The organism is Rhizobium sp. 10N414, assembly GCF_056394785.1.
On sequence record NZ_JBFTIN010000002.1, the window covers coordinates 102,621 to 128,759 of the forward strand.

General features: G+C 61.4%; 23 protein-coding genes. 16 read left to right on the plus strand and 7 right to left on the minus strand.

The window, feature by feature from the left end; translation table 11 throughout:
• The first annotated feature begins 10 nt into the window (after positions 1–10).
• The 3 genes from AC1DE4_RS03655 (at position 11) to AC1DE4_RS03665 (ending at position 4,446) form a co-directional block, all read left to right on the plus strand.
• Positions 11–1,636: an ABC transporter substrate-binding protein gene (locus AC1DE4_RS03655; protein ID WP_477880001.1), complete on the plus strand. Its 1,626-nt coding sequence runs from the start codon at positions 11–13 to the stop codon at positions 1,634–1,636.
• Complete coding sequence (locus AC1DE4_RS03660; protein ID WP_477880003.1) at positions 1,626–2,570, plus strand: acetamidase/formamidase family protein; 945 nt, start codon at positions 1,626–1,628, stop codon at positions 2,568–2,570. The genes AC1DE4_RS03655 and AC1DE4_RS03660 overlap by 11 nt, the downstream gene beginning before the upstream one ends.
• A gap of 61 nt (positions 2,571–2,631) precedes the next feature.
• The gene (locus tag AC1DE4_RS03665) at positions 2,632–4,446 is read left to right on the plus strand and encodes an ABC transporter ATP-binding protein (protein ID WP_477880005.1); all 1,815 of its coding nucleotides are present in this window, start codon (positions 2,632–2,634) and stop codon (positions 4,444–4,446) included.
• Positions 4,447–4,630: 184 nt separating this feature from the next.
• On the opposite strand, the gene AC1DE4_RS03670 is transcribed toward AC1DE4_RS03665, so the two are convergent.
• The 4 genes from AC1DE4_RS03670 to AC1DE4_RS03685 all read right to left on the minus strand — a co-directional run bounded on the left by AC1DE4_RS03670 (position 4,631) and on the right by AC1DE4_RS03685 (position 8,758).
• Positions 4,631–5,998, minus strand: coding sequence for an FAD-containing oxidoreductase (locus tag AC1DE4_RS03670; protein ID WP_477880007.1), 1,368 nt, complete (start codon positions 5,996–5,998; stop codon positions 4,631–4,633).
• The gene (locus tag AC1DE4_RS03675; RefSeq protein WP_018855460.1) at positions 5,998–6,456 is read right to left on the minus strand and encodes a membrane protein; all 459 of its coding nucleotides are present in this window, start codon (positions 6,454–6,456) and stop codon (positions 5,998–6,000) included. Before AC1DE4_RS03675 ends, AC1DE4_RS03670 begins: the two co-directional genes overlap by 1 nt.
• A 94-nt stretch (positions 6,457–6,550) precedes the next feature.
• Positions 6,551–7,738 (minus strand): acyl-CoA dehydrogenase, encoded by a 1,188-nt coding sequence (locus AC1DE4_RS03680; protein WP_192240087.1) that lies wholly within the window; start codon positions 7,736–7,738, stop codon positions 6,551–6,553.
• Positions 7,739–7,837: 99 nt separating this feature from the next.
• Complete coding sequence (locus AC1DE4_RS03685; RefSeq protein WP_113113108.1) at positions 7,838–8,758, minus strand: LysR family transcriptional regulator; 921 nt, start codon at positions 8,756–8,758, stop codon at positions 7,838–7,840.
• Positions 8,759–9,078: 320 nt separating this feature from the next.
• On the opposite strand from AC1DE4_RS03685, the gene AC1DE4_RS03690 reads away from it, so the two are divergent.
• The 8 genes from AC1DE4_RS03690 to AC1DE4_RS03725 all read left to right on the plus strand — a co-directional run bounded on the left by AC1DE4_RS03690 (position 9,079) and on the right by AC1DE4_RS03725 (position 17,167).
• Positions 9,079–10,284 (plus strand): ABC transporter substrate-binding protein, encoded by a 1,206-nt coding sequence (locus AC1DE4_RS03690; protein WP_477880010.1) that lies wholly within the window; start codon positions 9,079–9,081, stop codon positions 10,282–10,284.
• 3 nt (positions 10,285–10,287) lie between these two features.
• A complete protein-coding gene (locus AC1DE4_RS03695) occupies positions 10,288–11,070 on the plus strand; it encodes an ABC transporter ATP-binding protein (RefSeq protein ID WP_018855464.1) in 783 nt (260 codons plus the stop codon).
• Positions 11,070–11,771: an ABC transporter ATP-binding protein gene (locus AC1DE4_RS03700; RefSeq protein ID WP_169680007.1), complete on the plus strand. Its 702-nt coding sequence runs from the start codon at positions 11,070–11,072 to the stop codon at positions 11,769–11,771. The genes AC1DE4_RS03695 and AC1DE4_RS03700 overlap by 1 nt, the downstream gene beginning before the upstream one ends.
• A 5-nt stretch (positions 11,772–11,776) precedes the next feature.
• On the plus strand, positions 11,777–12,664 hold the full coding sequence (locus AC1DE4_RS03705; RefSeq protein WP_025658351.1) for a branched-chain amino acid ABC transporter permease: 888 nt from the start codon (positions 11,777–11,779) through the stop codon (positions 12,662–12,664).
• A gap of 2 nt (positions 12,665–12,666) precedes the next feature.
• On the plus strand, positions 12,667–13,656 hold the full coding sequence (locus tag AC1DE4_RS03710) for a branched-chain amino acid ABC transporter permease (RefSeq protein ID WP_169680004.1): 990 nt from the start codon (positions 12,667–12,669) through the stop codon (positions 13,654–13,656).
• An 18-nt stretch (positions 13,657–13,674) separates the two neighbouring features.
• Entirely contained in the window at positions 13,675–15,270 is a 1,596-nt protein-coding gene (locus tag AC1DE4_RS03715; RefSeq protein WP_477880014.1) for a GMC family oxidoreductase, read from the plus strand.
• Positions 15,271–15,279: 9 nt separating this feature from the next.
• Positions 15,280–16,164 (plus strand): 3-hydroxyisobutyrate dehydrogenase, encoded by an 885-nt coding sequence (gene mmsB / locus AC1DE4_RS03720; protein WP_477880016.1) that lies wholly within the window; start codon positions 15,280–15,282, stop codon positions 16,162–16,164.
• A gap of 85 nt (positions 16,165–16,249) precedes the next feature.
• Positions 16,250–17,167, plus strand: a complete 918-nt coding sequence (locus tag AC1DE4_RS03725) for a DMT family transporter (protein ID WP_477880018.1) — start codon at positions 16,250–16,252, stop codon at positions 17,165–17,167.
• 18 nt (positions 17,168–17,185) lie between these two features.
• Here the strand turns inward: AC1DE4_RS03725 and hppD are convergent, their stop codons facing one another.
• Positions 17,186–18,295, minus strand: a complete 1,110-nt coding sequence (gene hppD, locus AC1DE4_RS03730) for a 4-hydroxyphenylpyruvate dioxygenase (protein ID WP_112666722.1) — start codon at positions 18,293–18,295, stop codon at positions 17,186–17,188.
• A gap of 128 nt (positions 18,296–18,423) precedes the next feature.
• On the opposite strand from hppD, the gene AC1DE4_RS03735 reads away from it, so the two are divergent.
• The gene (locus AC1DE4_RS03735) at positions 18,424–18,897 is read left to right on the plus strand and encodes an Lrp/AsnC family transcriptional regulator (RefSeq protein WP_025658357.1); all 474 of its coding nucleotides are present in this window, start codon (positions 18,424–18,426) and stop codon (positions 18,895–18,897) included.
• Between the two features lie 2 nt (positions 18,898–18,899).
• Here the strand turns inward: AC1DE4_RS03735 and AC1DE4_RS03740 are convergent, their stop codons facing one another.
• A complete protein-coding gene (locus AC1DE4_RS03740) occupies positions 18,900–19,352 on the minus strand; it encodes a MarR family winged helix-turn-helix transcriptional regulator (RefSeq protein WP_477880021.1) in 453 nt (150 codons plus the stop codon).
• A 68-nt stretch (positions 19,353–19,420) separates the two neighbouring features.
• On the opposite strand from AC1DE4_RS03740, the gene hmgA reads away from it, so the two are divergent.
• The 4 genes from hmgA to AC1DE4_RS03760 all read left to right on the plus strand — a co-directional run bounded on the left by hmgA (position 19,421) and on the right by AC1DE4_RS03760 (position 24,680).
• The gene (gene hmgA / locus AC1DE4_RS03745) at positions 19,421–20,779 is read left to right on the plus strand and encodes a homogentisate 1,2-dioxygenase (RefSeq protein WP_477880023.1); all 1,359 of its coding nucleotides are present in this window, start codon (positions 19,421–19,423) and stop codon (positions 20,777–20,779) included.
• Positions 20,780–20,799: 20 nt separating this feature from the next.
• A complete protein-coding gene (locus AC1DE4_RS03750; RefSeq protein WP_477880025.1) occupies positions 20,800–21,825 on the plus strand; it encodes a fumarylacetoacetate hydrolase family protein in 1,026 nt (341 codons plus the stop codon).
• Entirely contained in the window at positions 21,822–22,460 is a 639-nt protein-coding gene (gene maiA / locus AC1DE4_RS03755; RefSeq protein ID WP_477880027.1) for a maleylacetoacetate isomerase, read from the plus strand. The genes AC1DE4_RS03750 and maiA overlap by 4 nt, the downstream gene beginning before the upstream one ends.
• Positions 22,461–22,658: 198 nt before the next feature.
• Positions 22,659–24,680: a beta-N-acetylhexosaminidase gene (locus AC1DE4_RS03760; RefSeq protein WP_477880029.1), complete on the plus strand. Its 2,022-nt coding sequence runs from the start codon at positions 22,659–22,661 to the stop codon at positions 24,678–24,680.
• 5 nt (positions 24,681–24,685) lie between these two features.
• On the opposite strand, the gene AC1DE4_RS03765 is transcribed toward AC1DE4_RS03760, so the two are convergent.
• Positions 24,686–25,882, minus strand: a complete 1,197-nt coding sequence (locus AC1DE4_RS03765) for an ROK family protein (RefSeq protein ID WP_477880031.1) — start codon at positions 25,880–25,882, stop codon at positions 24,686–24,688.
• Positions 25,883–26,139: the final 257 nt, after the last annotated feature.

Here is a 26,139-nt window from a genome sequence, read left to right on the forward strand (position 1 = left end):
AGAATTGCAAATGCGTAAGACACTTCTTGCAGGCGTGGCGTTCTTTGCCATTGCCGCAGCGGGCATGACGGCGGTACACGCCGATGACATCAAGCAGGGCGGCCAGATGGTCGTGACCTACAAGGACGACGTGTCGACGCTCGATCCGGCCATCGGCTATGACTGGCAGAACTGGTCGATGATCAAGAGCCTGTTCGACGGTCTCATGGACTACGAACCCGGCACTTCCACACTTCGGAAAGATCTCGCCGAGGACTACACCATCTCCGACGACGGCAAGACCTTCACCTTCAAGCTGCGCAAGGGCGTGAAGTTCCACAACGGCCGCGAAATGACTGCCGAGGACGTGAAATACTCGCTGGACCGCGTCACAAACCCGGCGACCCAGAGCCCCGGCGCCGGCTTCTTTGGCTCGATCAAGGGCTTCGACAAGATGGCCGACGGTTCGGCCAAGTCGCTGGAGGGCGTCACTGTCGTTGATCCCTACACGGTCAAGTTCGAACTGACCCGTCCGGACGCCACCTTCCTGCACGTCATGGCGATCAACTTCTCCTTTGTCGTCCCGAAGGAAGAAGTCGAAAAATGGGGCGCCGATTTCGGCAAGCATCCGGTCGGTACGGGCGCGTTCAAGCTGGGCGAGTGGACGCTCGGCCAGAAGCTCGTGTTCGAGCGCAACAAGGATTACTGGAACGCTGGCCTTCCGAAGCTCGACCAGATCACTTTTGAGGTTGGCCAGGAGCCGGTTGTGGCGCTTCTGCGCCTGCAGAAAGGCGAGGTCGACGTCGCCGGCGACGGCATTCCGCCGGCGAAGTTCCTCGAGGTGAAGAACGACCCGACCTATGCCAAGCTGATTGTCGAGGGCGGTCAGCTGCACACCGGCTACGTCACCATGAAGACGACGATCAAGCCCTTCGACAACGTCAAGGTGCGTCAGGCCGTCAACATGGCGATCAACAAGGATCGCATCATCCGCATCATCAACGGCCGCGCCGTTCCGGCGAACCAGCCTCTGCCGCCGACCATGCCGGGCTTCGCCAAGGACTACGAAGGCTACAAGTACGACGTGGAGGGCGCCAAGAAGCTTTTGGCGGAAGCCGGTCTGGCGGACGGATTCGAAACCGAACTCTACGTCTACAACACCGACCCGCAGCCTCGCATCGCCCAGGCGATCCAACAGGATCTCGCCGCCATCGGCATCAAGGCTGAAATCAAGTCGTTGGCCCAGGCCAACGTCATTGCCGCCGGCGGTGAGCCGGACCAGGCGCCGATGGTCTGGTCGGGCGGCATGGCCTGGATCGCCGACTTCCCGGATCCGTCCAACTTCTACGGCCCGATCCTCGGCTGCTCGGGCGCGGTCAAAGGTGGTTGGAACTGGTCCTACTACTGCAACAAGGCACTGGAAGAGCGCGCGACCGCGGCCGATTCGATCACCGATCCGGCCAAGAAGGCTGAGCGCGAGGAAGCCTGGCGGTCGATCTTCCTCGACATCATGAAGGATGCCCCGTGGGCACCTGTCTTCAACGAGCAGCGATTCACCATCCGCTCCGAGCGGCTCGGTGGTCCGGACGCGATTTTCGTCGATCCGGTCCACATCCCCATCAACTACGAGCAGGTTTACGCCAAAGATGTGCAATAACTGTAACTACACCATCCACGGCGCGCATCATCACTTCGGGTGGGATCATTCGATCCCGCCCGTCGAGAAAGTCGCGCCGGGCTCGACGATCCGCTTCGAATGCATGGATAGCGGCAGCGGGCACTTCAATGCCAACAGCACCGCGGCCGATGTCGCGACGCTGGATTTCTCGAAGGTCAATCCGGTCACCGGTCCCGTCTATATCGACGGGGCCGAGCCCGGGGACGCGGTCAAGATCACCATCCACGAGTTCGAGCCTTCCGGCTTCGGTTGGACGGGGATCATTCCGGGTTTCGGACTTCTGGCGGATCAGTTCACCAGCCCGGCCCTGACGGTGTGGAAATACGATCCCGTCAGCATGGAGCCGGCTATGTTCGGCAAGAACGGCCGCGTGCCGTTGAAACCGTTCGCCGGCACGATCGGGCTGGCGCTGGCGGAAGAAGGGCGTCATTCGGTTGTTCCGCCGCGGCGGGTGGGGGGCAACCTCGACATTCGGGACCTGTCCTCCGGCTCTGTGCTTTACCTGCCGGTTGAAGTCGCTGGTGGCCTGTTCTCGATCGGCGACACGCACGCTGCACAGGGCGATGGCGAGGTTTGCGGCACGGCGATCGAAAGCCAGATGAACCTCACGGTGACGCTGGATCTCGTCAAGGGCGCCAAGCTGACCATGCCGCGCTTCACCACGCCCGGCCCGGTGACCCGTCATCTCGACGCCAAGGGCTACGAGGTGACGACCGGGATCGGAGCGGACCTGATGGATGGGGCCAAGGCCGCCGTTTCCAACATGGTCGATCTGCTCGGCAAGCTTTACAACCTCTCCGCCGACGACGCCTATATGCTCTGCTCGGTCTGCGGCGACCTGCGCATCAGCGAAATCGTCGACATGCCGAACTGGGTCGTGTCGTTCTACTTCCCACGGATCGTGTTCGAATAAGCCATGCGGAGCCGCGTTTCAGACGCGGCTCCGCTTCTTTCACCCTTATTGATCGCAAGCCATGACGACGACGCAAAAGACATCCTCAGAACCGCTACTTTCTGTTCGCGATCTCGTGACACAGGTGGCGACCCCCTTGGGCGCGAAGACCGTCGTCGACGGCCTGAGTTTCGATCTCATGCGCGGCGAAACGCTGTGCATCGCCGGCGAAAGCGGTTCCGGCAAGTCGATGACGGCACTGTCGCTGATCCAGCTGCTGCCGAAGCCGATGGCACGGGTCGCTTCCGGCCTTGCGCTGTTCAAGGGCCGTGATGTCTTCGCGCTCGACGACGAGGGACTGCGCAAGCTACGCGGCAAGGAAATCGGAATGATCTTCCAGGAGCCGATGACCTCGCTCAATCCGGTCCTGACGATCGGGCGCCAGCTCGTCGAAGCGATCACGGCGCAACGGCCGATGAGCCATGCCGAAGCCATGGCCGAGGCCCTGCGGCTTCTGGAACAAGTGCAGATTTCAGACGCGGCACGGCGGTTAAGCCAATACCCGCATGAACTTTCAGGCGGCATGCGTCAACGTGTGATGATCGCGATCGCGCTGTCGCAAGGCCCCGATATCCTGATCGCCGACGAACCGACCACGGCGCTCGACGTAACCGTCCAGGCGCAAATCCTGAGCCTGATCCGCCACCTGCAGAAGGAGCACGGAACGGCGGTGATCATGATCACCCACGACATGGGCGTCGTCGCGGAAATGGCCGACCATGTCCTGGTGATGAAGAATGGCAAAGCCGTGGAATACGGCACCGTGCACGACATCTTCGAAAAACCGGGCGCGCCCTACACGCAGATGCTGCTCGAGGCGGTTCCAACGCTCGGGGAAATGCACGGCATCGACACGCCGAAGCGAGCAAAACCGATCCCCGCCGTTCCTGCCTCCGCGACCACGGAGGCTGCGGCACGGACCGACGGGGCGCTGGTGGAGGTGAGGGATCTCACCGTCCGCTTCGACATCAAGGGCGGTATTCTCCAGCGTCCGGTGAGCCGCGTCCATGCGGTCGAGGGCCTGAGCTTCGAAATCGCGAAGGGCGAGACACTCTCGCTGGTCGGTGAAAGCGGCTGCGGCAAGTCGACGACCGGCAAGGCGCTGATGAACCTGATCCCGTGGACAGGCTCGATCCGGGTTAAGGGACAGGAGACGAGCGGGCTCGGTCGCCGGGCGATGAAGCCGATCCTCCGCGACGTGCAGATGGTGTTCCAGGATCCCTATGCCTCGCTCGATCCGCGCTATCGCGTTGGCGATCTCGTGGCCGAGCCGTTGGTAATCCATGGCCTTGCCAAGGGCTCCGAGCTCAAGGACCGGGTGGAGTACTTGTTCCGCCGGGTTGGTCTGTCTTCGGATCAGATCAATCGCTATCCGCACGAATTTTCCGGCGGCCAGCGCCAGCGCATCTCGATTGCGCGCGCCTTGTCGCTGTCACCGAAGGTCATCATCGCGGACGAAAGCGTCTCGGCGCTCGACGTGTCGATCCAGGCGCAGGTTCTTGATCTACTGCAGGATATCCAGAACGAGACCGGCATCGCCTATCTGTTCATCTCCCACGACATGGCCGTGGTCGAACAGATCAGTCACCGAGTCGCGGTGATGTATATGGGCCAGTTCGTGGAAGTGGGAACCCGCCGGCAGATCTTCGAAAACCCGCGGCACAACTATACGCGCCAGCTGCTCAGCGCGGTGCCGGTTCCGGATCCACGCCGAGAGCGCCGGCTTTACGACGCAGCGGCGCGCGAGATCAAAAGCCCGATCCGGCCACTCGGATACCAGCCGGTCTACAATCAGCTGACGGACATCGGCGATCGGCATCTGGTCGCGGCGGCCTGAGGCGATCACGGGCAGGGGACGGTGTTGCCTTGATTGCTGGGCGTGCGCCCACTGTGGTCATGAGGGATATCGAGTGGCGCACCTCACTCCAATAACCCTCCGCGACGACGTAACCGAAGATTTCGAGTGGGCGAGAGATCGTGGATTGCGGTTCTCACCCCAGACCGGCCGCCGCGGCGATTTGCTAGACCGCCTTCAGATCCCCGAGCAATGTCGGAATGAGTTCTGACACGGTTGGATGGATCGGCACCGCCCATTTCAGCACCGGATAGGGCGCCTTGGCATTCATCGCGTCGATGAAACCGTGGATCGCCTCGTCACCTTCGATCCCGAGGATTGCAGCACCCAGGATCTGCTGCGTTTCGGCATCGGCGATCACCTTCATGAAGCCCTTGGTCTCGGCGCGCTCGTTGGCGCGGCCAACACGGCTCATCGGCCGTGTGGAGATCATGATGGTGCGGCCCGACGCCCGTGCTTCCTTCTCGGTCATCCCGACGCGACCGAGCGGCGGGTCGATATAGAGCGCATAAGCAGGAATGCGATCGCTGACCTTGCGATCCTCGCCGTCGAGAAGGTTCGCGGCAGCGATCTCGAAGTCATTATAGGATGTGTGGGTGAAGGCGCCTCGGCCATTGCAATCGCCGAGCGCGAAGATCCCCTCGACATTGGTGGCAAGCTTGTCGTCAACGGTGATGTAACCGCGCCGGTCGGTGGCGACGCCTGCCTTGTCAAGACCGAGGTCGTCGGTGTTCGGCGTGCGCCCGGTGGCAACCAGCACGTGGCTCGCCTCAATGGCCGGCTGACCATTGCCGATGCTAACGCTGATGCCGTTGGCCGTATTGGCAAATCCGATCCCGTCGGCATCCGTATGTACGGCAATGTCTTCCGAGCGCAGGATGTCAGCGATCGCGTCTGAAATGTCGGCATCCTCACGCGAAGCAAGCTTCGGCCCGCGCTCGATCACCGTCACCTCAGCGCCGAACCGGCGATACATCTGCGCGAACTCAAGCCCGATATAGCTGCCGCCGATGACAGCAAGGTGCCTTGGAAGACGGTCGAGATGGATGATCGAGGTGCTTGTCAGGTAGTCTATGCTGCCAATCCCGGGCATATCGGGAATGGTCGGCCGCGCGCCGACATTCAGGAAGATCTTTGGGGCCGTCAGGATCTCGCCGTTGACGGTCACGCTATGGGCGTCCTGGAAGCGGGCATGCCCATAGATGACGGTCATGCCGTCCATTCCGGCGAACCAGTTGATCAGGCCGTGGCGGGCGTTCATCGTCACGGTTTCGGCACGCTTGCGCACGACAGTCATGTCGATACCCACGCCACCTGGAAGCACCACGCCGAAGTCCGCGCCGCGCCGCGCCATGTGGGCGGCACGGGCACTTGCCACCAGCGTCTTGGTGGGCATGCAGCCGGCATTGACACAGGTGCCGCCGAGGAACTTGCGTTCGATCAACGCCACCTTCATGCCCTTCGCGACCATGCGCGCGGCGAGGAAGGGACCGGATTGGCCGGCCCCGATGACGATGGCGTCGAAACTAGGCATCACACTGCTCCCACGATGATGAGCGCGCCGATGATCGCAACCGCATCCTCGATCAGCGCTGCCGGTGTATCCTTGCCGAAGGCGGCGGCGAGTTTACCACGAGCCGCCGCTCCACCGAACGTGCCAATCGCTGCGCCAACGACGCCCGCGATCAGTCCGCCAATGAGTGAGACGCCGGTAACACCGATCGTGGCGCCCGCCAGCCCGCCCATGATCAAGCGAGCGGCAAATTGCATCGGAACCTTGCGGGACGGGGTCGAGGGCAGCTGGTCGGTGATCAGCTCGACCACAGCGAGCAGGGTGAACACCCATGGGGCCCAACGGTATCCCATGAAGGCAAGCGGCGTCTGCGAAACGTCAAGCCAGCCGAGAGCAGCGGCCCAGGCAACGGCGGCAGGCGCCGTCATGGCCCTGAGACCCGCGATAATTCCAATCAGAAATGCAAGAAGCAAAAGCATGTGCAATCCCCCATGCCGCGCACAATCTAAACGCGGTCATGGGAAGCTTGCACATTGTCGCGCAGGTTTCAATTTGCGCGATGGTTTACGTGTTTCAATTGGCGAAGGCGGCAATGCCCGTGACGGCGCGGCCGAGGATAAGGGCGTGGACGTCGTGGGTCCCCTCATAGGTGTTGACCACCTCGAGGTTGACGAGATGGCGGGCAATGCCGAACTCGTCGGAAATGCCATTGCCGCCGAGCATGTCGCGCGCCAGCCTTGCGATGTCGAGGGCCTTGCCACAGGAATTGCGCTTGACGATGGAGGTCAGTTCCACGGGCGGGTGCCCGTCCTCCTTCATGCGGCCGAGCCGGATGCAGCCCTGCAGGCCGAGCGCGATTTCGGTCACCATGTCGGCGAGCTTCTTCTGGATGAGCTGGTTGGCAGCCAGCGGCCGGCCGAACTGCTTGCGGTCGAGCACATATTGACGTGCCCTGGCATAGCAGTCCTCGGCAGCGCCGAGCGCCCCCCAGGCAATGCCGAAGCGGGCCGAGTTCAGGCAGGTGAACGGGCCCTTGAGGCCCGAGACGTTGGGCAGCAGGTTCTCCTCCGGTACGAACACCTCATCCATCACCACCTCACCGGTGATCGAGGCGCGCAGGCCGACCTTGCCGTGGATCGCCGGCGCCGACAGGCCCTTCCAGCCCTTCTCGAGGATGAAGCCGCGTATGACGCCGTCTTCGGTCTTGGCCCAGACGACAAATACGTCGGCGATCGGGGCATTGGAAATCCAGGTCTTGGCGCCGGTCAGGCTGTAGCCGCCATCAACCTTTTTCGCCCGCGTCACCATCGAGCCCGGATCTGAGCCGTGGTTGGGTTCGGTGAGGCCAAAGCAGCCGATCCACTCGCCGGTCGCAAGCTTCGGCAGGTACTTCTGCTTCTGCGCCTCGGAGCCGAAGGCGTCGATCGGCACCATGACGAGGGACGACTGCACGCTCATCATCGAGCGGTAGCCGCTGTCGACGCGCTCAACCTCGCGGGCAATCAGACCGTAAGCGACGTAGCCCAGGCCGGCGCCACCATATTCCGGCGCGATCGTCGGCCCGAGCAGTCCGAGTTCGCCCATTTCGCGAAAGATCTCCGGATCGGTCTTCTCGTGACGGAAGGCTTCGAGCACGCGCGGCGCCAGCTTGTCCTGTGCATAAGCCTGCGCCGTCTCCTGCACCATGCGCTCCTCGTCGGTCAGCTGCTCGACAAGGCGAAACGGATCGGCCCAATCAAAGATCTCGCGGGTATGCTGCATGGTCACTTCTCCTCATTTACCTGCTGGCACCAACATCCTTCGGGCATAGACCCGGCCGTCGAATGGGTCAACTCGCCAAGAACACTGCTCGGTGGCGCCTTATCGCTTCACCCAGGGCGGAATGAACCTGACGTCCTCGCCGGTCACCGCCTCGCGCAGGAAATCGATTACCGCACGCACCCGCGGCGACTGGCGAAGATCGCGATGGCAGGTGATCCAGTAGTGCCGCCTGAGATCGACCTCTTCAGGCAGAACCCGCTCGAGTTCGGGGTAGCGACTTGCGAAGAAATAGGGAAGCACGCAAAGCCCAAGACCATTTCTGGTCGCCGTCAGCTGCGCAAAGATGCTCGAGCTCTGGAACTGCGGCTTGATGCGCGGATGAACGTCGCCAAGATAGTCGAGGCCAGGGGCGAAGATCATTTCCTCTATGTAGCTGATGAACGGGTGCCCCAGGAGGTCGTCGCGGCAGGTGATGGGCGCGCTTCGGTGCAGATAGTCCCGCGAGCCATAGACCTGAAGGTGGTAGTCGGTGAGCTTGTCGGAGAAATACGGTCCGCCCTTCGGCTCATCGAGAACGACGGTGATATCGGCCTCCTTGCGCGACAGCGACATGATCTGCTGGATCGTCACAAGTTCGAGCGACAAATTCGGATGCCGGGCGACGAACTGCGGCAACACACGCGCGAAGAAGAAATTGGAGAAGCCCTCGGGCGCACTGAGGCGTACCACGCCGCGTTGGGTCGTTGCGCCGTCGGTGAGGTCGGCGCGCAACCGTTCGGTCTCCTGCTCCATCTTCTCGGCGGTTTCGACGAAGCGGGCGCCCATCGCCGTCATCACATAGCCGCGAGGGTTGCGTTCGAAGAGCTTGACCTTGAGCGCAAACTCCAGCCGGTCGATGCGGCGCGACACGGTGGCGTGGCTGGTGCGCAATTGCCGCGCCGCCGTCGACAGCTGTCCGGTGCGGGCAACCGCGAGAAAGAACTGCAGGTCATCCCAGGTAAATTGCGGCGGATTGTTCATTCGGATCCCCCAATCGGCGCTTGCATCATCCAGCCGTTCGATATTGGTCTTTCGTCTAATGCGCCCCGGCCTGCACCTCGTCGTCTTCCGCCCTAGGTTCCAACGAAAGCGCCCTAACGATCTGCATTCATTGGGGAACCTCGACAGACCAATAGTTCTGTTCAAAAACGAACAGATACTGTTTGGAATTAGTTGTAAAGCGGCCTTGCCTGATTGGTGCAATTCCGTGATCGTGGGGCATGCGCTGGCGGCCTTGAGGAGGGCGGCTGGCCAAATTTGAACAGATCCGCATTCTGGCCAATCTCTGGGAGGAGAGACATATGCGAAAGAATCTCATTGCGTCGCTGGCATTCCTGCTTGCAAGCAGCACTGCCGTGCTCGCCGATGGTGCATCCGACGGCAAGGTGAAGATCGGCATCCTGAACGACCAGTCCGGCGTCTACGCTGATTTCGGCGGCAAGTCCTCCGTCGAGGCGGCCAAGATGGCGGTCGAGGATTTCGGCGGCAAGGTGCTTGGCGTGCCGGTGGAGATTGTCGACGCCGACCACCAGAACAAGCCTGACATCGCCTCCAACATTGCCCGCCAGTGGTACGACACGGAGCAAGTGGACGCGATCATGGAATTGACCACCTCGTCAGTGGCGCTCGCGGTTCAGGCGATCGGGAAGGAAAAGAAGAAGATCAACATCGTCACCGGGGCCGCGACCACGGATCTCACCGGGAAGGCCTGTTCGCCCTACGGCTTCCACTGGGCCTATGACACGCATGCGCTTGCCGTCGGCACTGGCGGTGCGCTTGTCAAGCAAGGCGGCGACAGCTGGTTCTTCCTGACGGCCGACTACGCGTTCGGCTACTCCCTGGAGCAGCAGACGAGCGATTTCGTCAAGTCCGCCGGCGGCAAGGTCGTCGGTTCTGTCCGCCATCCCCTGTCGAACCAGGATTTCTCGTCCTTCCTGCTGCAGGCACAATCCTCCGGCGCCAAGGTGATCGGCCTTGCCAATGCCGGCCTTGATACGTCCAACGCCATCAAGCAGGCTGCCGAGTTCGGCATCACTCAGGGTGGCCAGCATCTGGCGGCACTGCTCTTCACGCTGGCCGAAGTTCACGGCCTGGGGCTCGAGGCAGCGCAAGGCCTGACGCTGACGGAAGGCTATTACTGGAACCTCGACGACAAGAGCCGCGAATTCGGCAAGAAGTTCTTCGCCCGCACCGGCAAGATGCCGAACATGATCCACGCCGGTACCTATTCGGCCGTGCTCCAGTATCTCAAGGCGATCGACAAGGCCGGCACCGACGACACCGAGGCCGTTGCCAAGCAGCTGCACGAACTGCCCGTCGACGACGCCTTCGCTCGCGGTGGCACCGTCGGCCCGAATGGCCGCATGATCCACGACATGTACCTGCTGCAGGTCAAGAAGCCGGCCGACAGCAAGGAACCGTGGGACTACTTCAACGTTCTCGCGACCATTCCGGGCAAGGAAGCCTATATCGATCCCGCCAAGAGCGGCTGCGCCTTGGTGAACTAGGCGATGGCGGTTTCCGCGACCCAATCGAACGCTATGCCGCGGGTGGTCCTTTCCGCTCGCGGCCTGCGTCGTGACTTCGGCGGCTTCACTGCCGTCAAGAATGTTGATCTCGACGTCCATGACGCGAGCGTGCATGCCCTGATCGGCCCCAACGGCGCGGGAAAGACGACGGTATTCAACCTGCTGACGAAGTTCCTGCAGCCGACATCGGGCACCATCACGCTGATGGGGACGGATATCACCAGAACGGCACCCGACAAGGTGGCGCGCATGGGGTTGGTGCGATCATTCCAGATCTCGGCCGTGTTTCCACATCTCAGCGTTCTCGACAATGTGCGGGTGGCGCTGCAACGGCCCAACAAGCTGTCAACGCAATTCTGGCGCCCACTATCAGCACTCGACGCATTGAACGATCGCGCCGAACAGCTGCTTGCGAAGGTCGGCCTCTTCAAGGAGCGCGACGCCATCGCCGCCGATCTTTCCTATGGCCGCAAGCGCGTCCTTGAGATCGCAACGACCTTGGCACTTGATCCAAGAGTGCTCCTTCTCGACGAACCGATGGCCGGCATGGGGCACGAGGATGTCGGCGTCGTCTCCGCTCTGATCCGCGAGGTGGCGCGCGACCGCGCCGTCCTGATGGTCGAGCACAATCTGTCCGTCGTCGCCAACATCTGCCAGCATGTGACCGTGCTGCAGCGTGGCGAAATCCTTGCCGAAGGCGACTATGCGACCGTCAGCGCCGATGAGCGGGTTCGCCAGGCCTACATGGGCACGGAGGAGGGCTGATGGCGACACTTCTGGACGTCCAGGGGCTCAACGCCTGGTACGGCGAAAGCCACATCCTGCACGGTGTCGACATGCGGGTTGGCGAGGGTGAGACAGTCACCATTCTTGGCCGCAACGGCGTCGGAAAGACGACGACGCTGCGCACCATCACCGGCATCGTCCGCACCCGCAAGGGCAAGCTGACATTCGCAGGTAAGGACATGATGCAGGTGCCGTTACACAAGACGGCGCATCGCGGTATCGGCTTCGTGCCGGAGGAGCGCGGCATATTCTCGACGTTGACGGTGTCCGAGAATCTGATGCTGCCGCCAGTCGTTGCCTCGGGCGGCATGACGGTCGAGGAGATCTACGAGCTGTTTCCAAATCTTTACGAGCGCCGCAACAGTGCGGGCACGAAGCTGTCGGGCGGTGAGCAGCAAATGCTGGCAATCGCCCGCATTTTGCGCACCGGTGTTCGCATGCTCTTGCTCGACGAACCCACGGAGGGACTGGCGCCCGTCATCGTCCAGCGCATCGGCGAAGTGCTGAGGCAATTGAAGGAGCGGGGCATGACGATCCTGCTTGTCGAGCAGAATTTCCGTTTCGCTAGCCGGATCGCCGATCGCTTCTATCTTATGGATCACGGGCAGATGGTTTCGGAGTTCCCGGTGGGCGAGTTGCCCCAGCGGATGGATACGCTGCACAAGGTTCTGGGAGTGTGATCTGAATGACAATGATCTTCGGCATTCCCCTGCAGGCGTTCATGGGCCAGTTGCTGATCGGTCTGATCAACGGCTCTTTCTACGCGCTCTTGAGCCTCGGGCTCGCCATCATCTTCGGCCTATTGCGCGTCATCAATTTCGCGCACGGCGCGCAATACATGCTCGGCGCCTTCGCCGCCTACCTTCTGCTTGCCTATGCCGGCATTGGTTACTGGCCATCGCTGATCCTTGCCCCCGTGATCGTCGGATTGGCCGGCGCGGTGATCGAACGTTTGTTCCTCCGTCGGCTCTATGATCTGGACCCACTCTACGGACTGCTCTTCACATTCGGTCTGGCCCTGACGGTCGAAGGCACCTTCCGTTACCTCTACGGCTCATCCGGCCAACCCTACGCGCAACCCGCTGCCCTCGCCGGCGCCGTCAATCTCGGCTTCATGTTCCTGCCGATCTATCGCGGCTGGGTGGTCGTCGTGTCGCTTGTGGTCTGCCTCGGCACCTGGCTCCTGATCGAGAAGACAAAGCTCGGCGCCTATCTCAGGGCCGCCACCGAGAATGCAACGCTCGTCCAGGCATTTGGCGTCAACGTGCCGGTTCTCCTGACATTGACCTACGCACTTGGAGCCGGTCTTGCGGCCTTTGCGGGTGTACTGGCCGCGCCGATCTATCAGGTGTCGCCGTTGATGGGCTCCAGCATGATCATCGTCGTGTTCGCCGTCGTCGTGGTTGGTGGCATGGGCTCGATCATGGGCGCGATCATCACCGGTTATGTACTCGGCATCGCGGAAGGCCTGACCAAGGTCTTCTATCCGGAGGCGTCCAACATCGTGATCTTCGTCATCATGGCAATCGTTCTTCTCATCAGGCCCGCGGGCCTCTTCGGCCGGGATGCATGACGATGACAGAGATCACCGAAACCATCCGTCCGGAAAAAAGCCGCACCGCGCTATCGGTACAGGCGGCATTCCTGATCATCGGCCTGCTGCTTCTGCTATTGGCGCCGTTCTTCTTCTACCCGATTTTCCTGATGAAGCTTTTGTGCTTTGCGCTGTTTGCCTGCGCCTTCAACCTGCTGCTCGGCTATACCGGCCTTCTGTCGTTCGGTCATGCGACCTTCTTCGGCGGGGCTGCCTATTTTACCGCCCATGCCGTGAAGGAATGGGGGTTTTCGCCGGAACTCGGCATCCTGGTCGGCGTCGCAGGTGCTGCCATCCTCGGCCTGGTCATGGGTTTCTTCGCGATCCGCCGTCAGGGTATCTATTTCGCGATGATTACGCTTGCCCTCTCGCAAATGTTCTTCTTCTTCTGCCTGCAAGCGGCGTTCACGCATGGCGAGGACGGTATCCAGTCCGTGCCGCGCGGTCATCTGTTCGGCGTCCTCGATCTCAGTAGTTCGACCAACATGTATTATTTCGTGCTGGCCGTTTTCGTCGTCGGCATCCTGATTATCTGGCGCTTCATCAATTCGCCGTTCGGCATGATCCTGAAATCGATCCGCGAGAACGAGCAGCGGGCGATATCGCTCGGTTATTCCGTCGCGCGCTACAAGCTGGGCGCCTTCGTTATGTCGGCGGCACTCGCGGGCCTGGCCGGGGCAGTAAAATCCCTCGTCTTCCAGTTCGCGACCTTGACCGATGTCGCCTGGCAGATGTCTGGCGAGGTGATCCTGATGACCCTGCTTGGCGGTATTGGTACCCTGATCGGTCCGCTGTTTGGCGCGGGCCTTGTCGTCACGCTGGAAAACTACCTGGCAACATCGGAATTCCCGGTGACGATCATCACAGGTGTGGTGTTCATGGTTTGCGTGCTGATCTTCCGCCGCGGCATCATCGGCGAGTTTTATGCGTCGCGTCTCGGTCGGAAGCTCGGCTTCGTCTACCGCCGCTAACCTGCGGGTGGCATTTGCATGGATCGCTTCGACTACATCATCATTGGTGCCGGCAGCGCCGGCTGTGTTCTCGCCAACCGGCTGTCCGAGGATCACAACACGCGCGTTCTGCTGCTGGAGGCCGGTGGCAGCGACAATTACCACTGGATCCATATTCCTGTCGGCTATCTCTATTGCATCAACAACCCGCGCACCGATTGGTGCTTCACGACGGTTCCGCAGCAGGGATTGAACGGGCGCGCCCTCAATTATCCGCGCGGCAAGGTGCTCGGCGGCTCATCCTCGATAAACGGCATGATCTACATGCGCGGCCAGGCACGCGACTATGATCTCTGGCGGCAGATGGGATGCTCGGGCTGGGGCTGGGACGACGTGCTTCCGTTCTTCCGCAAATCGGAGGACTACTATCGCGGCGAGAACGAGATGCATGGAACAGGCGGCGAGTGGCGGGTGGAAAAAGCCCGCGTTCGCTGGGCGGTACTCGATGCGTTCCAGGCCGCCGCCAGGGAAGCCGGCATTCCGGAAACGCCCGACTTCAACACYGGCGACAACGAGGGATCAGGCTACTTCGACGTCAACCAGCGGTCCGGCATCCGCTGGAATACGACCAAGGCCTTCCTGCGCCCGGCCATGCGGCGAGGCAATCTGACGGTTCTGACGAAGGCGCAGGCGCGCCGGCTGCTGATCGAGGATGGCGCTGTCACGGGCGTCGATTATCAGCATGCGGGCACCACGAAGCGCGCCTACGCGACGAGGGAAACGATCCTCGCGGCGGGCGCGATCGGTTCGCCACACATCCTGGAGCTGTCCGGTCTGGGCCAAGGAGAGGTGCTGAAAAGCGCGGGCGTGGAGGTCATTGCCGAGGTAAAAGGCATCGGCGAGAACCTCCAGGACCACCTGCAGCTTCGTATGGTCTACAAGGTCACCGGCGTTGCGACGCTGAACGAGAAGGCAACAAGGTTCATCGGCAAGGCTCAGATCGGCCTGGAATATCTGATCAGACGTTCAGGGCCGATGGCAATGGCGCCAAGCCAGCTTGGCATCTTCACCCGCTCCGGCCCCGACAAGGAGACACCAGACCTTCAATACCATGTGCAGCCGGTGTCGCTCGACAAGTTCGGCGATCCGGTTCACCCTTTTCCTGCCATCACCGCGAGCGTCTGTAACCTCAGACCCGAAAGCCGCGGTTCGGTCCATGTGGCGAGCCCGGATTTTGCTCTCCAGCCGACGATCAGTCCGAACTATCTCTCGACCGAACGAGATCGCGACATAGCTATTCGCGCGATACGCATGACACGGAAGATCGTCGCGCAGCCGTCCTTTGCGCGGTTCCGGCCCGAGGAGTTCAGGCCTGGCCCGAATTACCAAAGGGACGCGGAACTGGCGCAGGCAGCCGGGGATATTGGCACGACGATCTTCCACCCTGTCGGAACATGCCGGATGGGTTCCGATCGCGAAAGTGTCGTCGATCCTCGCCTCAGGTTCCGGGCGTTGGCGAAGCTCCGGATTGCAGACGCCTCCGTGATGCCGGCCATCACGTCGGGCAATACCAATTCGCCGACGATCATGATCGCCGAAAAGGCAGCTGCGATGATCCTGGCGGACAACAGATAGGAGAACGGCATGGCACGGATTGCATTCATCGGGCTTGGCAACATGGGCGGACCGATGGCCGCCAACCTCGTCAAGGCTGGTCATGAAGTCACCGGTTTTGACCTCGCCGCCCCCGTCCTGCAGGCTGCGGAAGAGCACGGGGTGAAGGCGGCAGGCCATATCAGCCAGGCTGTTTCGGACGCCGAGATCGTCGTGACGATGCTGCCGCAGGGCAAGCATGTGCTCAGCGCCTGGACTGACATCCTTCGCTCCATCCCCACCCGGACGCTTGTCATCGATAGTTCGACGATTGATGTCGACAGCGCCCGCAAGGCGCACGTAATGGCAAGCAATGCCGGTTGCCTTTCCCTCGATGCACCTGTGTCCGGCGGCACCGGCGGGGCGGCCGCAGGTACACTGACCTTCATGGCCGGCGGATCGGACGAGGCGTTTGCGAAGGCAAAGCCGGTCCTGGAAGCCATGGGCAGGAAAATCGTCCATTGCGGGGACGCGGGCGCAGGGCAAGCAGCGAAGATCTGCAACAACATGATCCTTGGCATCTCGATGATCGGCGTCTGCGAAGCTTTCGCGCTTGGCGAAAAGCTCGGTCTTTCGCATCAGGCGCTGTTCGACGTCGCCTCGACCTCGTCGGGACAATGCTGGTCGATCAGCACCTATTGCCCTGTCCCGGGACCGGTTCCGACATCGCCCGCGAACAATGACTACAAGCCTGGTTTTGCGGCCGCACTGATGCTGAAGGACCTGCGCCTGTCGCAGGAGGCGGCACTGTCGACCGGCGCCTCGACGCCGCTCGGCGCCGAAGCTTCTCAGCTCTATGCGCTCTTTGAGAAGCAGGGGAATGGCGCGCGCGATTTCTCTGCAATCATCGAAATGCTGCGGGGCAAGACCGAATAGCCCTCTGCCGTGGCTTGACACTCCTGCTGATATGCGCGACGCCGCCGGCTGCCGCGATGCGGCGACCGGCAACAGGAATTCCGACATGCAACCGCAGCCTACCGCGACGGGCCTCAAGAACTTCGTGCTACTGGGCGTTGTTCTGATGCTTCTCGGGGACTTTCTCTTCGCGCTCAATGACGCGATGGGCAAGTGGCTCGTGACAAGCTTCTCTGTCGGCCAGGTGTTGCTGATCCGCTCGCTCGGATGCTTCATCGTCCTGGGACCCCTGATTGCCAGGCAGGGCCCAGCCCAACTGTTCAGGGTAGAGCAGAAGGGGCTGCAGTTTCTTCGCGTGCTCTTCGCAACACTCGATGTCGGCCTGTTTTACGCCGCCGTCGCCTACCTGCCGCTCGCTGACGTCATGACCTTCTACATGGCCGGACCGATCTATGTCGCCGCGCTCTCGCATTTCTTCCTCAATGAACGGATCGGCTGGCGTCGTTGGCTTGCGGTCTTCGTCGGCTTCTGCGGCGTGGTGATCGCGCTGCGTCCGTCCTCGGCGATGCTGTCGCTGCCCTCACTTTTCGGCATTGTCGGCAGCCTGTCCTTTTCGATGGCCCTGGTGCTCAACCGATACCTCCGCAACACCAGTGACACGACCCTTGTTACCTGGCAGATGGTCGCCGCACTCGTCGTCGGGGCGGTGCTTTCCATCGGCGCCTGGCAGCCAACAACCCCGGTCGAGCTCACCGGCATGCTCGCCCTCGGCGTCGTTGCATCCTGTGCGCACCTTCTGATCACGCGTTCGCTGAAGCTCGCCCCGGCATCCTTGCTGGCGCCCCTTCAATACAGCCTTCTGATCTGGGCGATTGCGCTCGGATATCTGTTCTTCGGCGACGTTCCGGATCTCTATGTGATCTCAGGCGGCACGATCATCGTCGTCGCCGGCCTGTTCATCTTCCATCGCAAGAACCTGCTGGAAACAGTGCCGCCGGAGGCTGTTGCCCCAGACGGCCACTAATTCACAAGTTCATTTCCGCTAGGCGGCAGCGGGCTTGATGACACCGCGGCGTATCTGGTCGGCTTCGATCGATTCGAAAAGCGCCCGGAAGTTGCCTTCGCCGAAACCTTCGTCGCCCTTGCGCTGGATAAACTCGAAAAAGATCGGACCAATCACCGTCTTCGAGAAGATCTGCAGCAGGATCTTCGTCGTGCCGCCATCGAGCACGCCTTCGCCGTCGATCAGGATGCCATGCCTGGCCATTCGTTCGATCGGCTCGTCATGTCCATGAACGCGCTCGCGTGACATATCGTAGTAGGTCTCCGGAGGACCCGGCATGAAGCGCAGGCCGTTTTCGGCAAGCTTGTCGGTCGCCTCGTAGATGGCGTCGGTACCGACGGCAATGTGCTGGATGCCTTCGCCTCTGTACTTCTTCAGATACTCCTCGATCTGGCTGGTCTCGTCCTTCGATTCATTCAGCGGAATACGGATCTTGCCACAGGGAGAGGTGATTGCACGGCTCATCAACCCCGTGATCCGGCCGTCAATATTGAAGAAGTGGATCTGCTTGAAGTTGAAGAGTTCGCGATAGAAGTCCCACCACTTGTCCATGTTGCCGCGATAGACGTTATGGGTCAGGTGGTCGAGATAGAAGAAGCCGACACCCTTGGGCCGCGGATCACGCTCGGCCAGCCAGTCGAACTCGAGATCATAAGCCGAGCCCTTCGCGCCGTAGCGCTCCACGAAGTAGAGAAGCGAGCCGCCAATGCCGACGATCGCTGGCACGTCGAGGGTCTTGTCCTTGCCCTCGTAGGGTGTCGCGCCCCTGGCAACGGCATGGTCGAAGGCATGCCTGGCATCGACGACACGCCACGCCATCGACGGCGCGCAGGGCCCATGATCCTCGACGAAGCGCATGGCATGGCTGCCCGGCTCGGCATTGACGATGTAGTTGATGTCGCCCTGACGCCAGACCGTGATGTTCCTGCTCTTGTGCCTGGCGACGGCGCGATATCCCATACGGTCGAACAGTTCCGCCAGCTTCTCGGGCGCTGGATGTGCGAATTCGACGAACTCGAACCCGTCCGTGCCGGCAGGATTGTCAACAGTGATCTGAGACGGCGGTGCGTCGTGCGGATAGGGGCCCATTTGCTCCTCCTGAGGCTGTAGCCAGTTGGATGCAAATTATGGACCTGTCCTTGTGCAATGTGCTTGCATTGTGGTGGCTTATGGCCAAATATCCGCACGGAATGTGCATAGGACGAGATAATCGTACAATGTCTGAGCAGCTGGATGGTTTCGACCTGAAGATCCTCGCCGAACTTCAAAGAGACGGACGGTTGACCAATATCGAACTGTCCGAACGCATCAGCCTCTCGGCCTCCCAATGCTCGCGACGGCGAACGCGGTTGGAGGCAGAGGGCTTCATTCGCGGCTATCAGGCAAATCTCGATCCGGACAGGCTTGGGCTCAATCTTTTGGTCGTCATCTCGGTCACGCTGGCAACCCATAATCGCGACAATGCCCGTCGCTTTCAGCAATTGGTCAACGGCCTGCCAGAGGTCCTGGAGGCCTATGCGCTGACGGGCGAGATGGACTATCACCTGAAAGTGGCGACGCGCGGCCTGTCGGGCCTTTCGCGGTTCGTCAACGACGTCCTGTTGCCGCACGAATCCGTCCAGCACGTGAAAACCTCGATCGTGCTCAACACGTTGAAGCACTTTGAAGGCTACCCGCTCAGCGGCTCATAGATTCATTTCGATTTGCGCCGCAGTCCTGCGGAAGCCTCGATCGCCGAAAGCGCAAGGTCGAGGTGGCGGATCGCCTCTTCGCCAAGCTTCTGGCACACCGTCTCCTGGTACTTGTGCGCAAGGACTGTGATCCTGCGGTAGTATTCGCGCCCGAGCGCCGTCAGTTCGATCTCTTCGAAACGTCGGTCTGTATAGCTCGGAATTCTCTTCAGCCAATGGCGCTGCTCAAGCGCATGGACGGCCCGGCTCACCTTGGTCTTGTGCATGTGTGAATGGGCGCCGATGTCCTTTGCCGTCATCACGCCGACACTGCCGAGTGCGGCAAGCGTGCGCCATTCGGGCCGGGTCAGATCGAACTCCTGCTTGTACTGGCGCGCGAATGACAGGCTGATGAGTTCCGACGCCCGATTGAGCCGGTAGGGAATGAAGCCGTCGAGCTCAAATCCACTCTCCATGGCTGCTCCTTGATAGTTACAAAATCGACGGTTACGTTTGTAACTATATAGACGGAGGAGACGCAAGCATGGACACCACCGAAGCACCAGGTTCCCGTGCGCGGGCGGAGACCAGCAAGCTGGCCTACATGCCGGGGTTCGGCAACGACTTCGAGACGGAGGCGCTGCCAGGGGCATTGCCGCAGGGCCAGAACAGCCCGCAAAAATGCAGCTATGGCCTTTATGCCGAGCAGCTGTCCGGCTCGCCATTCACGGCTCCGAGAGGAACAAACGAGCGTTCCTGGCTCTATCGCATCAGGCCAAGCGTTCGCCACACGCGCCGCTTCGCCAATGCGAGCTTCCCCTTCTGGAAATCGGCGCCATGTCTCGACGATCACTCCCTGCCACTTGGTCAATTGCGCTGGGATCCGATCCCGGCTCCAGTGGTAAGCGCCGACTTTCTTGCCGGAATCCGAACGATGACGGCAGCCGGCGACGTCATGACCCAGGTCGGGATGGCCGCGCATGCCTATGCCTTCAATGCGGACATGGTGGATGACTATTTCTTCAATGCCGACGGGGAACTGCTCATTGTTCCGCAACTTGGCGCCATCAGCGTCTTCACCGAGATGGGCGTCATGGAGCTCGAACCGGCGGAAATCTGCCTCATCCCCCGTGGGATGATGTTCAAGGTTTCACGTCTCGGCGACGGGCCCGAGTGGCGCGGCTACATCTGCGAAAACTACGGAGCGAAGTTCACCATGCCGGATCGTGGACCGATCGGCGCCAACTGCCTGGCGAACGCCCGCGACTTCAAGACGCCGGTCGCCGCCTTCGAGGACAAGGAGACGGCGTGCCGCGTGCATGTGAAATGGTGCGGCAAGTTCTATGTGACCGAGATCGACCACTCGCCGCTCGACGTCGTCGCCTGGCACGGAAACTACATCCCCTTCAAATATGACCTGAGGACTTTCTCCCCGGTCGGGGCCATTCTCTTCGATCACCCGGACCCGTCGATTTTCACGGTCCTGACAGCGCCGAGTGGTGAAGAAGGGACGGCAAATGTCGACTTCGTGATCTTTCCGCCCCGCTGGCTCGTTGCCGAGCACACGTTCCGACCGCCCTGGTATCACCGCAACATCATGAGCGAGTTCATGGGGCTGATCCATGGACAATACGACGCCAAGGAAAAGGGCTTCGTCCCAGGCGGGATGAGCCTGCACAACATGATGCTGCCTCATGGGCCGGATGCCTCCGGCTTTGAGAAAGCGTCCAACGCCGAGCTGAAGCCGGTCAAGCTCGATCACACGATGGCGTTCATGTTCGAGACGCGCTTCCCGCAGCAGCTGACAAGATACGCTGCGGAACTGGAGACGCTGCAGGATGACTATATTGATTGCTGGGACGGTCTGGAGCGCCGTTTCGATGGGACGCCTGGCATCAAGTAGGCTCGAACGCGGAGGATCACATGAAACTTGCCACGCTCAAAGACGGTTCGCGCGACGGTCGACTGATCGTCGTCACCCGTGACCTGACGCAGTTTGCCGATGCGGGCGAGGTCGCCCGCACCCTGCAGGCAGCGCTGGACGACTGGCCGGCAACCGCGCCAAAACTTACCCGCCTCGCCGAAAGCCTCGAAGCCGGCTCAGTGCCATCCCAGCCCTTTGATCCGCGACATGTTCATTCCCCACTGCCACGCGCCTACCAGTGGGCGGACGGATCGGCCTACGTCAACCATGTCGAGCTGGTGCGAAGGGCGCGGAATGCCGACATGCCGACGACATTCTGGACCGATCCCCTGATGTACCAGGGCGGCTCCGACAACTTTCTCGCCCCTTGCGACCCGATCCTTGCCGCCGATGAACGCTTCGGCATCGATATGGAAGGCGAGGTTGCCGTCATCGTCGATGACGTTGCGATGGGCGCAACGTCTCGGCAGGCACATGAAGCAATCCGGCTCGTGATGCTCGTGAACGACGTGTCGCTGCGCGGTCTCATTCCCGATGAGCTCGCCAAGGGATTCGGCTTCTTCCAGTCGAAACCCTCGTCGTCTTTCTCGCCCGTCGCCGTAACAGTGGACGAACTCGGCGACGCCTGGAAGGACGGCAGGGTCCATCTTCCATTGCTCGTCAGCTTGAACGGCATTCCGTTTGGCCGCGCCAACGCCGGCAGAGACATGACGTTCGACTTCGGACAGCTCGTCTCGCACGCGGCGAAAACACGCCCGCTGGCGGCAGGCTCGATCATCGGTTCAGGCACGGTTTCCAACAAGCGTGACGGCGGCCCCGGCAAGCCGATCGTTGAAGGCGGAGACGGCTATTCCTGCATCGCCGAGATCAGAATGATCGAGACCATTGAGCACGGAGGCCCCAAAACGCCTTACCTGCACTTCGGCGACAGGGTTCGCATCGAGATGAAGGACAAGCACGGTGCATCGATTTTCGGCGCGATCGAGCAGACCGTACGACGCTACGCCGGGGACGAGCGGCAATGACCGGGATCGTGCTTTACGACTACTGGCGCTCCTCGGCCAGCTACCGGGTCCGCATCGCGCTTCATGTGCTGGGGCTTGCCTTCGAGACCGTCCCGATCGACCTGCTTGCCTTGGCCCACAAGGATCCTGACTATCTGAAAATCAATCCCCAGGGTCTGGTCCCCACCTTGCGCATCGGCGGACGCACGCTCACCCAATCCCTGGCCATCATCGAATACCTTGCCGAGACCTATCCCGAAAGCGGGTTCCTGCCCGATACTGCCGTGGGGCGGCAGCGGGTGAGGGCGCTGTCTTATGCCGTTGCCATGGATATTCATCCGATCTGCAACCTTAATGTCGTCTCGCACGTCGCTCACCTGACTGGCGAGGAGGGCGCCCGAACCGAGTGGATGACCAAGTTCATCGGCAGCGGACTGCACGCGGTGGAACAGATGCTCGATGAGCCGACGACCGGTCGCTACACATTTGGAGACACACTGACGATGGCGGATTTCTGCCTGGTGCCGCAGGTCTACAACGCCCGTCGCTGGGGTATCGAAATGTCGGCGTTTCCTCGCGTCGTTCGCATTGTCGACGCGTGCAACGCACTGCCGGCGTTCAAGGCTGCCCATCCGGACGCGGCAAAGCCGGTCTAACCGACATCACGATATCACACGCTGCAAGTTGTATCTCACCACTTGCAGCGGGTGACGGCCCCTTCGTGGCGCCTGGCACACGGGCCGTTGCCGGGCGCGCAATAATTCCTTCTGCCGATTGACGATCGCCAACGCAAGCTGATTAAATCAAATTGATTGATCAAATCGGAACAACATAATCCCTAACCCTATCAAGAGATGATGATGTCGATACAGCGCCAACCCGCCCTGCGGCTCGAAACCTCATGGCTGCCCGCTTCGGACGAACGAGACCAGGCCTACACGCTCAACCTCAAGAACCTTTCATCGAATTCCCTTGCCAACTTCACCCTCTGCATCAGCGGTCCGGGACGGGTGGATCCGGCTGTTCACATCGAGGGGGGCACGATCGGCCGCCGGCTATCAAATTTCACCGAATTTCTTCCGCCCGAGAATTTCGAGCTTGAGGCGGGCAAGACCTGGACGCTGACCATCTCCGCTCTCAGCTGGCCGTTCCAGCATTGGACGGATGGGGCAGCCGGTGCCTATGTGGCGTTCGCCGACGGCGGCACGCTTGCACTATCTGTCGAGCCGACCCGCTCGCTTGCCAACAATGCCCCATTGAAGCGTGGCGCAGAAATCTATCCCGTGCCGGTCAATCCGCCTGTGCCTGTCGCGATCGTCCCGTGGCCTGACGTGGTGTCGGTATCCGGCAAGCGCTCGGTTCCTCCCGGCTTTGCGCTCAATGCCAGCAATCCCCCGGCCATTGCGGCGGCAGCTGCCTTTACCGGCCTCGTCGAACAGCTCTTTGCGGTCGAAGGGATCGTTCGTCCTGCCTCGGAAGGCGGAATGCCCGTGATGCTTGACGTCGTCGAGGGCCTGGCGCCAGAAGCCTATCGCGTGTCCTTCTCGAGCGAGACCGTACACATTTCCGCCGGCACACAGACCGGCCTGCTCTATGGCCTGATCACGCTTGGCCAGGTCTGGCGTGGTGCGCACCTTTATCCGCACGCCTTCCGTTTTCCGGTCGAAGGCGAGATCCGCGACGAGCCATCCATGGGATGGCGCGGCCTTCATCTCGATGTTGCCCGTCAGTTCTACGGCAAGGCTGAAATCAAGAAGCTGCTCAGCATCCTCGCCTGGAACAAGGTCAACCGCTTCCATTGGCACCTCTCGGACGACGAGGCCTGGCGGATCGAGATCGACGCCTATCCTGCCCTGACCGAAGTCGGCGCCTGGCGGGGACACGGCCTTCMCATTCCGCCGCTTCTCGGCTCTGGCGCGGCCCGCACCGGTGGTTACTACACCAAGGCGGCGGTACGCGAGATCGTCGCGCACGCCAAGGAGCTCGGCATCGAGGTCGTGCCGGAGATCGATGTCCCTGGACATTGCTATGCCATGCAACAGGCAATCCCGGAACTTCGCGACCCGCAAGAAGCCGGGAGCTACCATTCGGTTCAGGGCTTCCCCGACAACTGCCTGAACCCGGCACGCGAGAAGACCTACGAGGTTCTGGAAACGATCTTCCGCGAATTGATCGAGCTCTTTCCCTTCAAGACGATCCATATCGGCGCCGATGAAGTGCCCCTCGGCGCCTGGTCGGGTTCGCCGGAGGCCTTGGCGCGTCTGCGCGAGTTTGGCGGAGATGCAGTGGCTAAAGCACATGCCAAGCGGCTCAACGTCATCACCAATACTCACGGCGCCGACGACATAGACGGATCGGGAGCCGCGGTTCTGCAGTCGATTTTCCTCGCCCGGATCCAGAAGTTCCTCGCCGAGCAGGGCTGCATCACCGGCGGCTGGGAAGAGGCAGCGCATGGCAATGTCATCGACAAGGCAAAGAGCTATCTCTGCGGCTGGCGCAGTGTCGAAGTTTCGGCGGCGCTCGCCGGTCAGGGCTACGAAATGGTCGTCTGCCCTGGGCAGGTCTACTATCTCGACATGGCAAACAGCCCCGATTGGGACGAGCCGGGCGCCAGCTGGGCCGGGTGGTCGGAGCCCGAGAAGCTCTACAATTTCGACCCGGTCGAAGGCTGGAGCGACGAGCAGAAAAAGAAGCTGCGTGGCATCCAGGCCTGCATCTGGTCGGAGCCGATGACCGATCGCGCGGTCTTTGACCGCCTGGTGTTTCCGCGGATCTCGGCACTTGCCGAGAGCGCCTGGACAAAGCCCGCGGACAAGTCCTGGGAGCGCTTCAAGGCAGTCGCGGGATTGATGCCGGTCCTGTACGCCTATCCGTGAGGTTGTCAGCCCAGAGGTTTTTGAAGGACATCGAACTGCGGGTTCGTTTCCGAGAAGATCGGCAGTGCCGCGGCGCCCAGAAGCGCCGTGTCCCTGCCGGTCGCACCGATCATGATGCGCGGCAGGTTTCGTTCCTCCCCGGGATTGACCGGGGTATGCAACGGATCCAGCTTTCGAGCGAGGCGCTGCAGCAGTGACGGGGGCATCGAACCGCCAAGCACGATCGTCTGCGGATCGAAGGCCAATTCCAGAACATCGATTGTCTGACGCATGGGCTTCGCGGCAGCCTCGGCCCAGGCATCAATCCGACTGTCCCCTTGCGCGATCAAGGCGGCAAGAGTTTCAGGGTCGTGCTGCCTGGGGTCGCCAATGTCGAGATATTCGTAGGCCGCGCCGAGCGAGACATAGCGGTCGAGGCAACCACGCTTGCCACACACGCAGGCCAGCCCATCCGGCACCACGATCATATGGCCAATTTCGCCAGCATTGTTGCGGCTTCCCTTGTAGAGATGGCCGTCGAGAAACATGCCGGCCCCTATACCCCCGCCGAGAAACAGATAGACAAAGCTGCTCAAGCCCCGAGCGACGCCGTGGAGCCGCTCGCCGATCGCAGCAGAGGTGGCATCGTTCTCGACGAGAACCGGGACGCCAACAAGTCGGGCAAGTTCCGGGGCCACGGGGAAACCCTGCCAGCCGGGAAGCGTCACCGGGCTCAGCGATGTCACACCTTCGGCCGCATACCGCCCCGGCATTGCGATGCCGACACCCAGCAGGCGGGCGCGATCGAAGCGAAAGTTCCGTTGCAGTTCGTCAGCGATACCGCCGAGGATCGGCATCGCCTCGGTCGGCGTCGGCCTGTCGACGGGCTTGTCGATCCTGGCACGGACACGTCCCGAAAGATCGGTCAGCACGCCAACCGCACGATCCCGCTCCAGCTCCAGGCCAATGGAGTAGGCACCGTCCGGATTGATCGAGTAGGGCGTGATCGGCTGTCCACGCGCCGCCTTTTCGGGGGCTTCGGCCTTCAGCAACTCGGACCGTTCGAGTTCTTCGACAATGTTCGATACCGTCTGCGTGCTGAGCGCCGTCAACCGGGAGAGGGCCGCCCGCGACAACGGTCCATTCGTCCGGACCGCTTCGATCACGACGCGTCGGTTGTGCGATTTTGCCTGTTCGAGATTGGTGCCTGAAATTGCCTTCATTGGCCTGACTTGCGAGCGTTCTAAACAATCACCTTGCTTACCGCATAAGCGGTTCCGTCATTTATATCCAGCAGATTGCATCCCGGTAGTCCGGACCCATCCGCGTGATTGTGCGCAGGGCGTTGCAACGAGACAAGAGCGAGCTTCAGGAACTTTGCGGGCGCTGGCGCCTGCGCCATTTCTTGGTCGCCAGCAACGGGCCGGGTTGACAGCATGGGGAGCACATGGCACTTATGTAACTAAATAGTTATTTACGG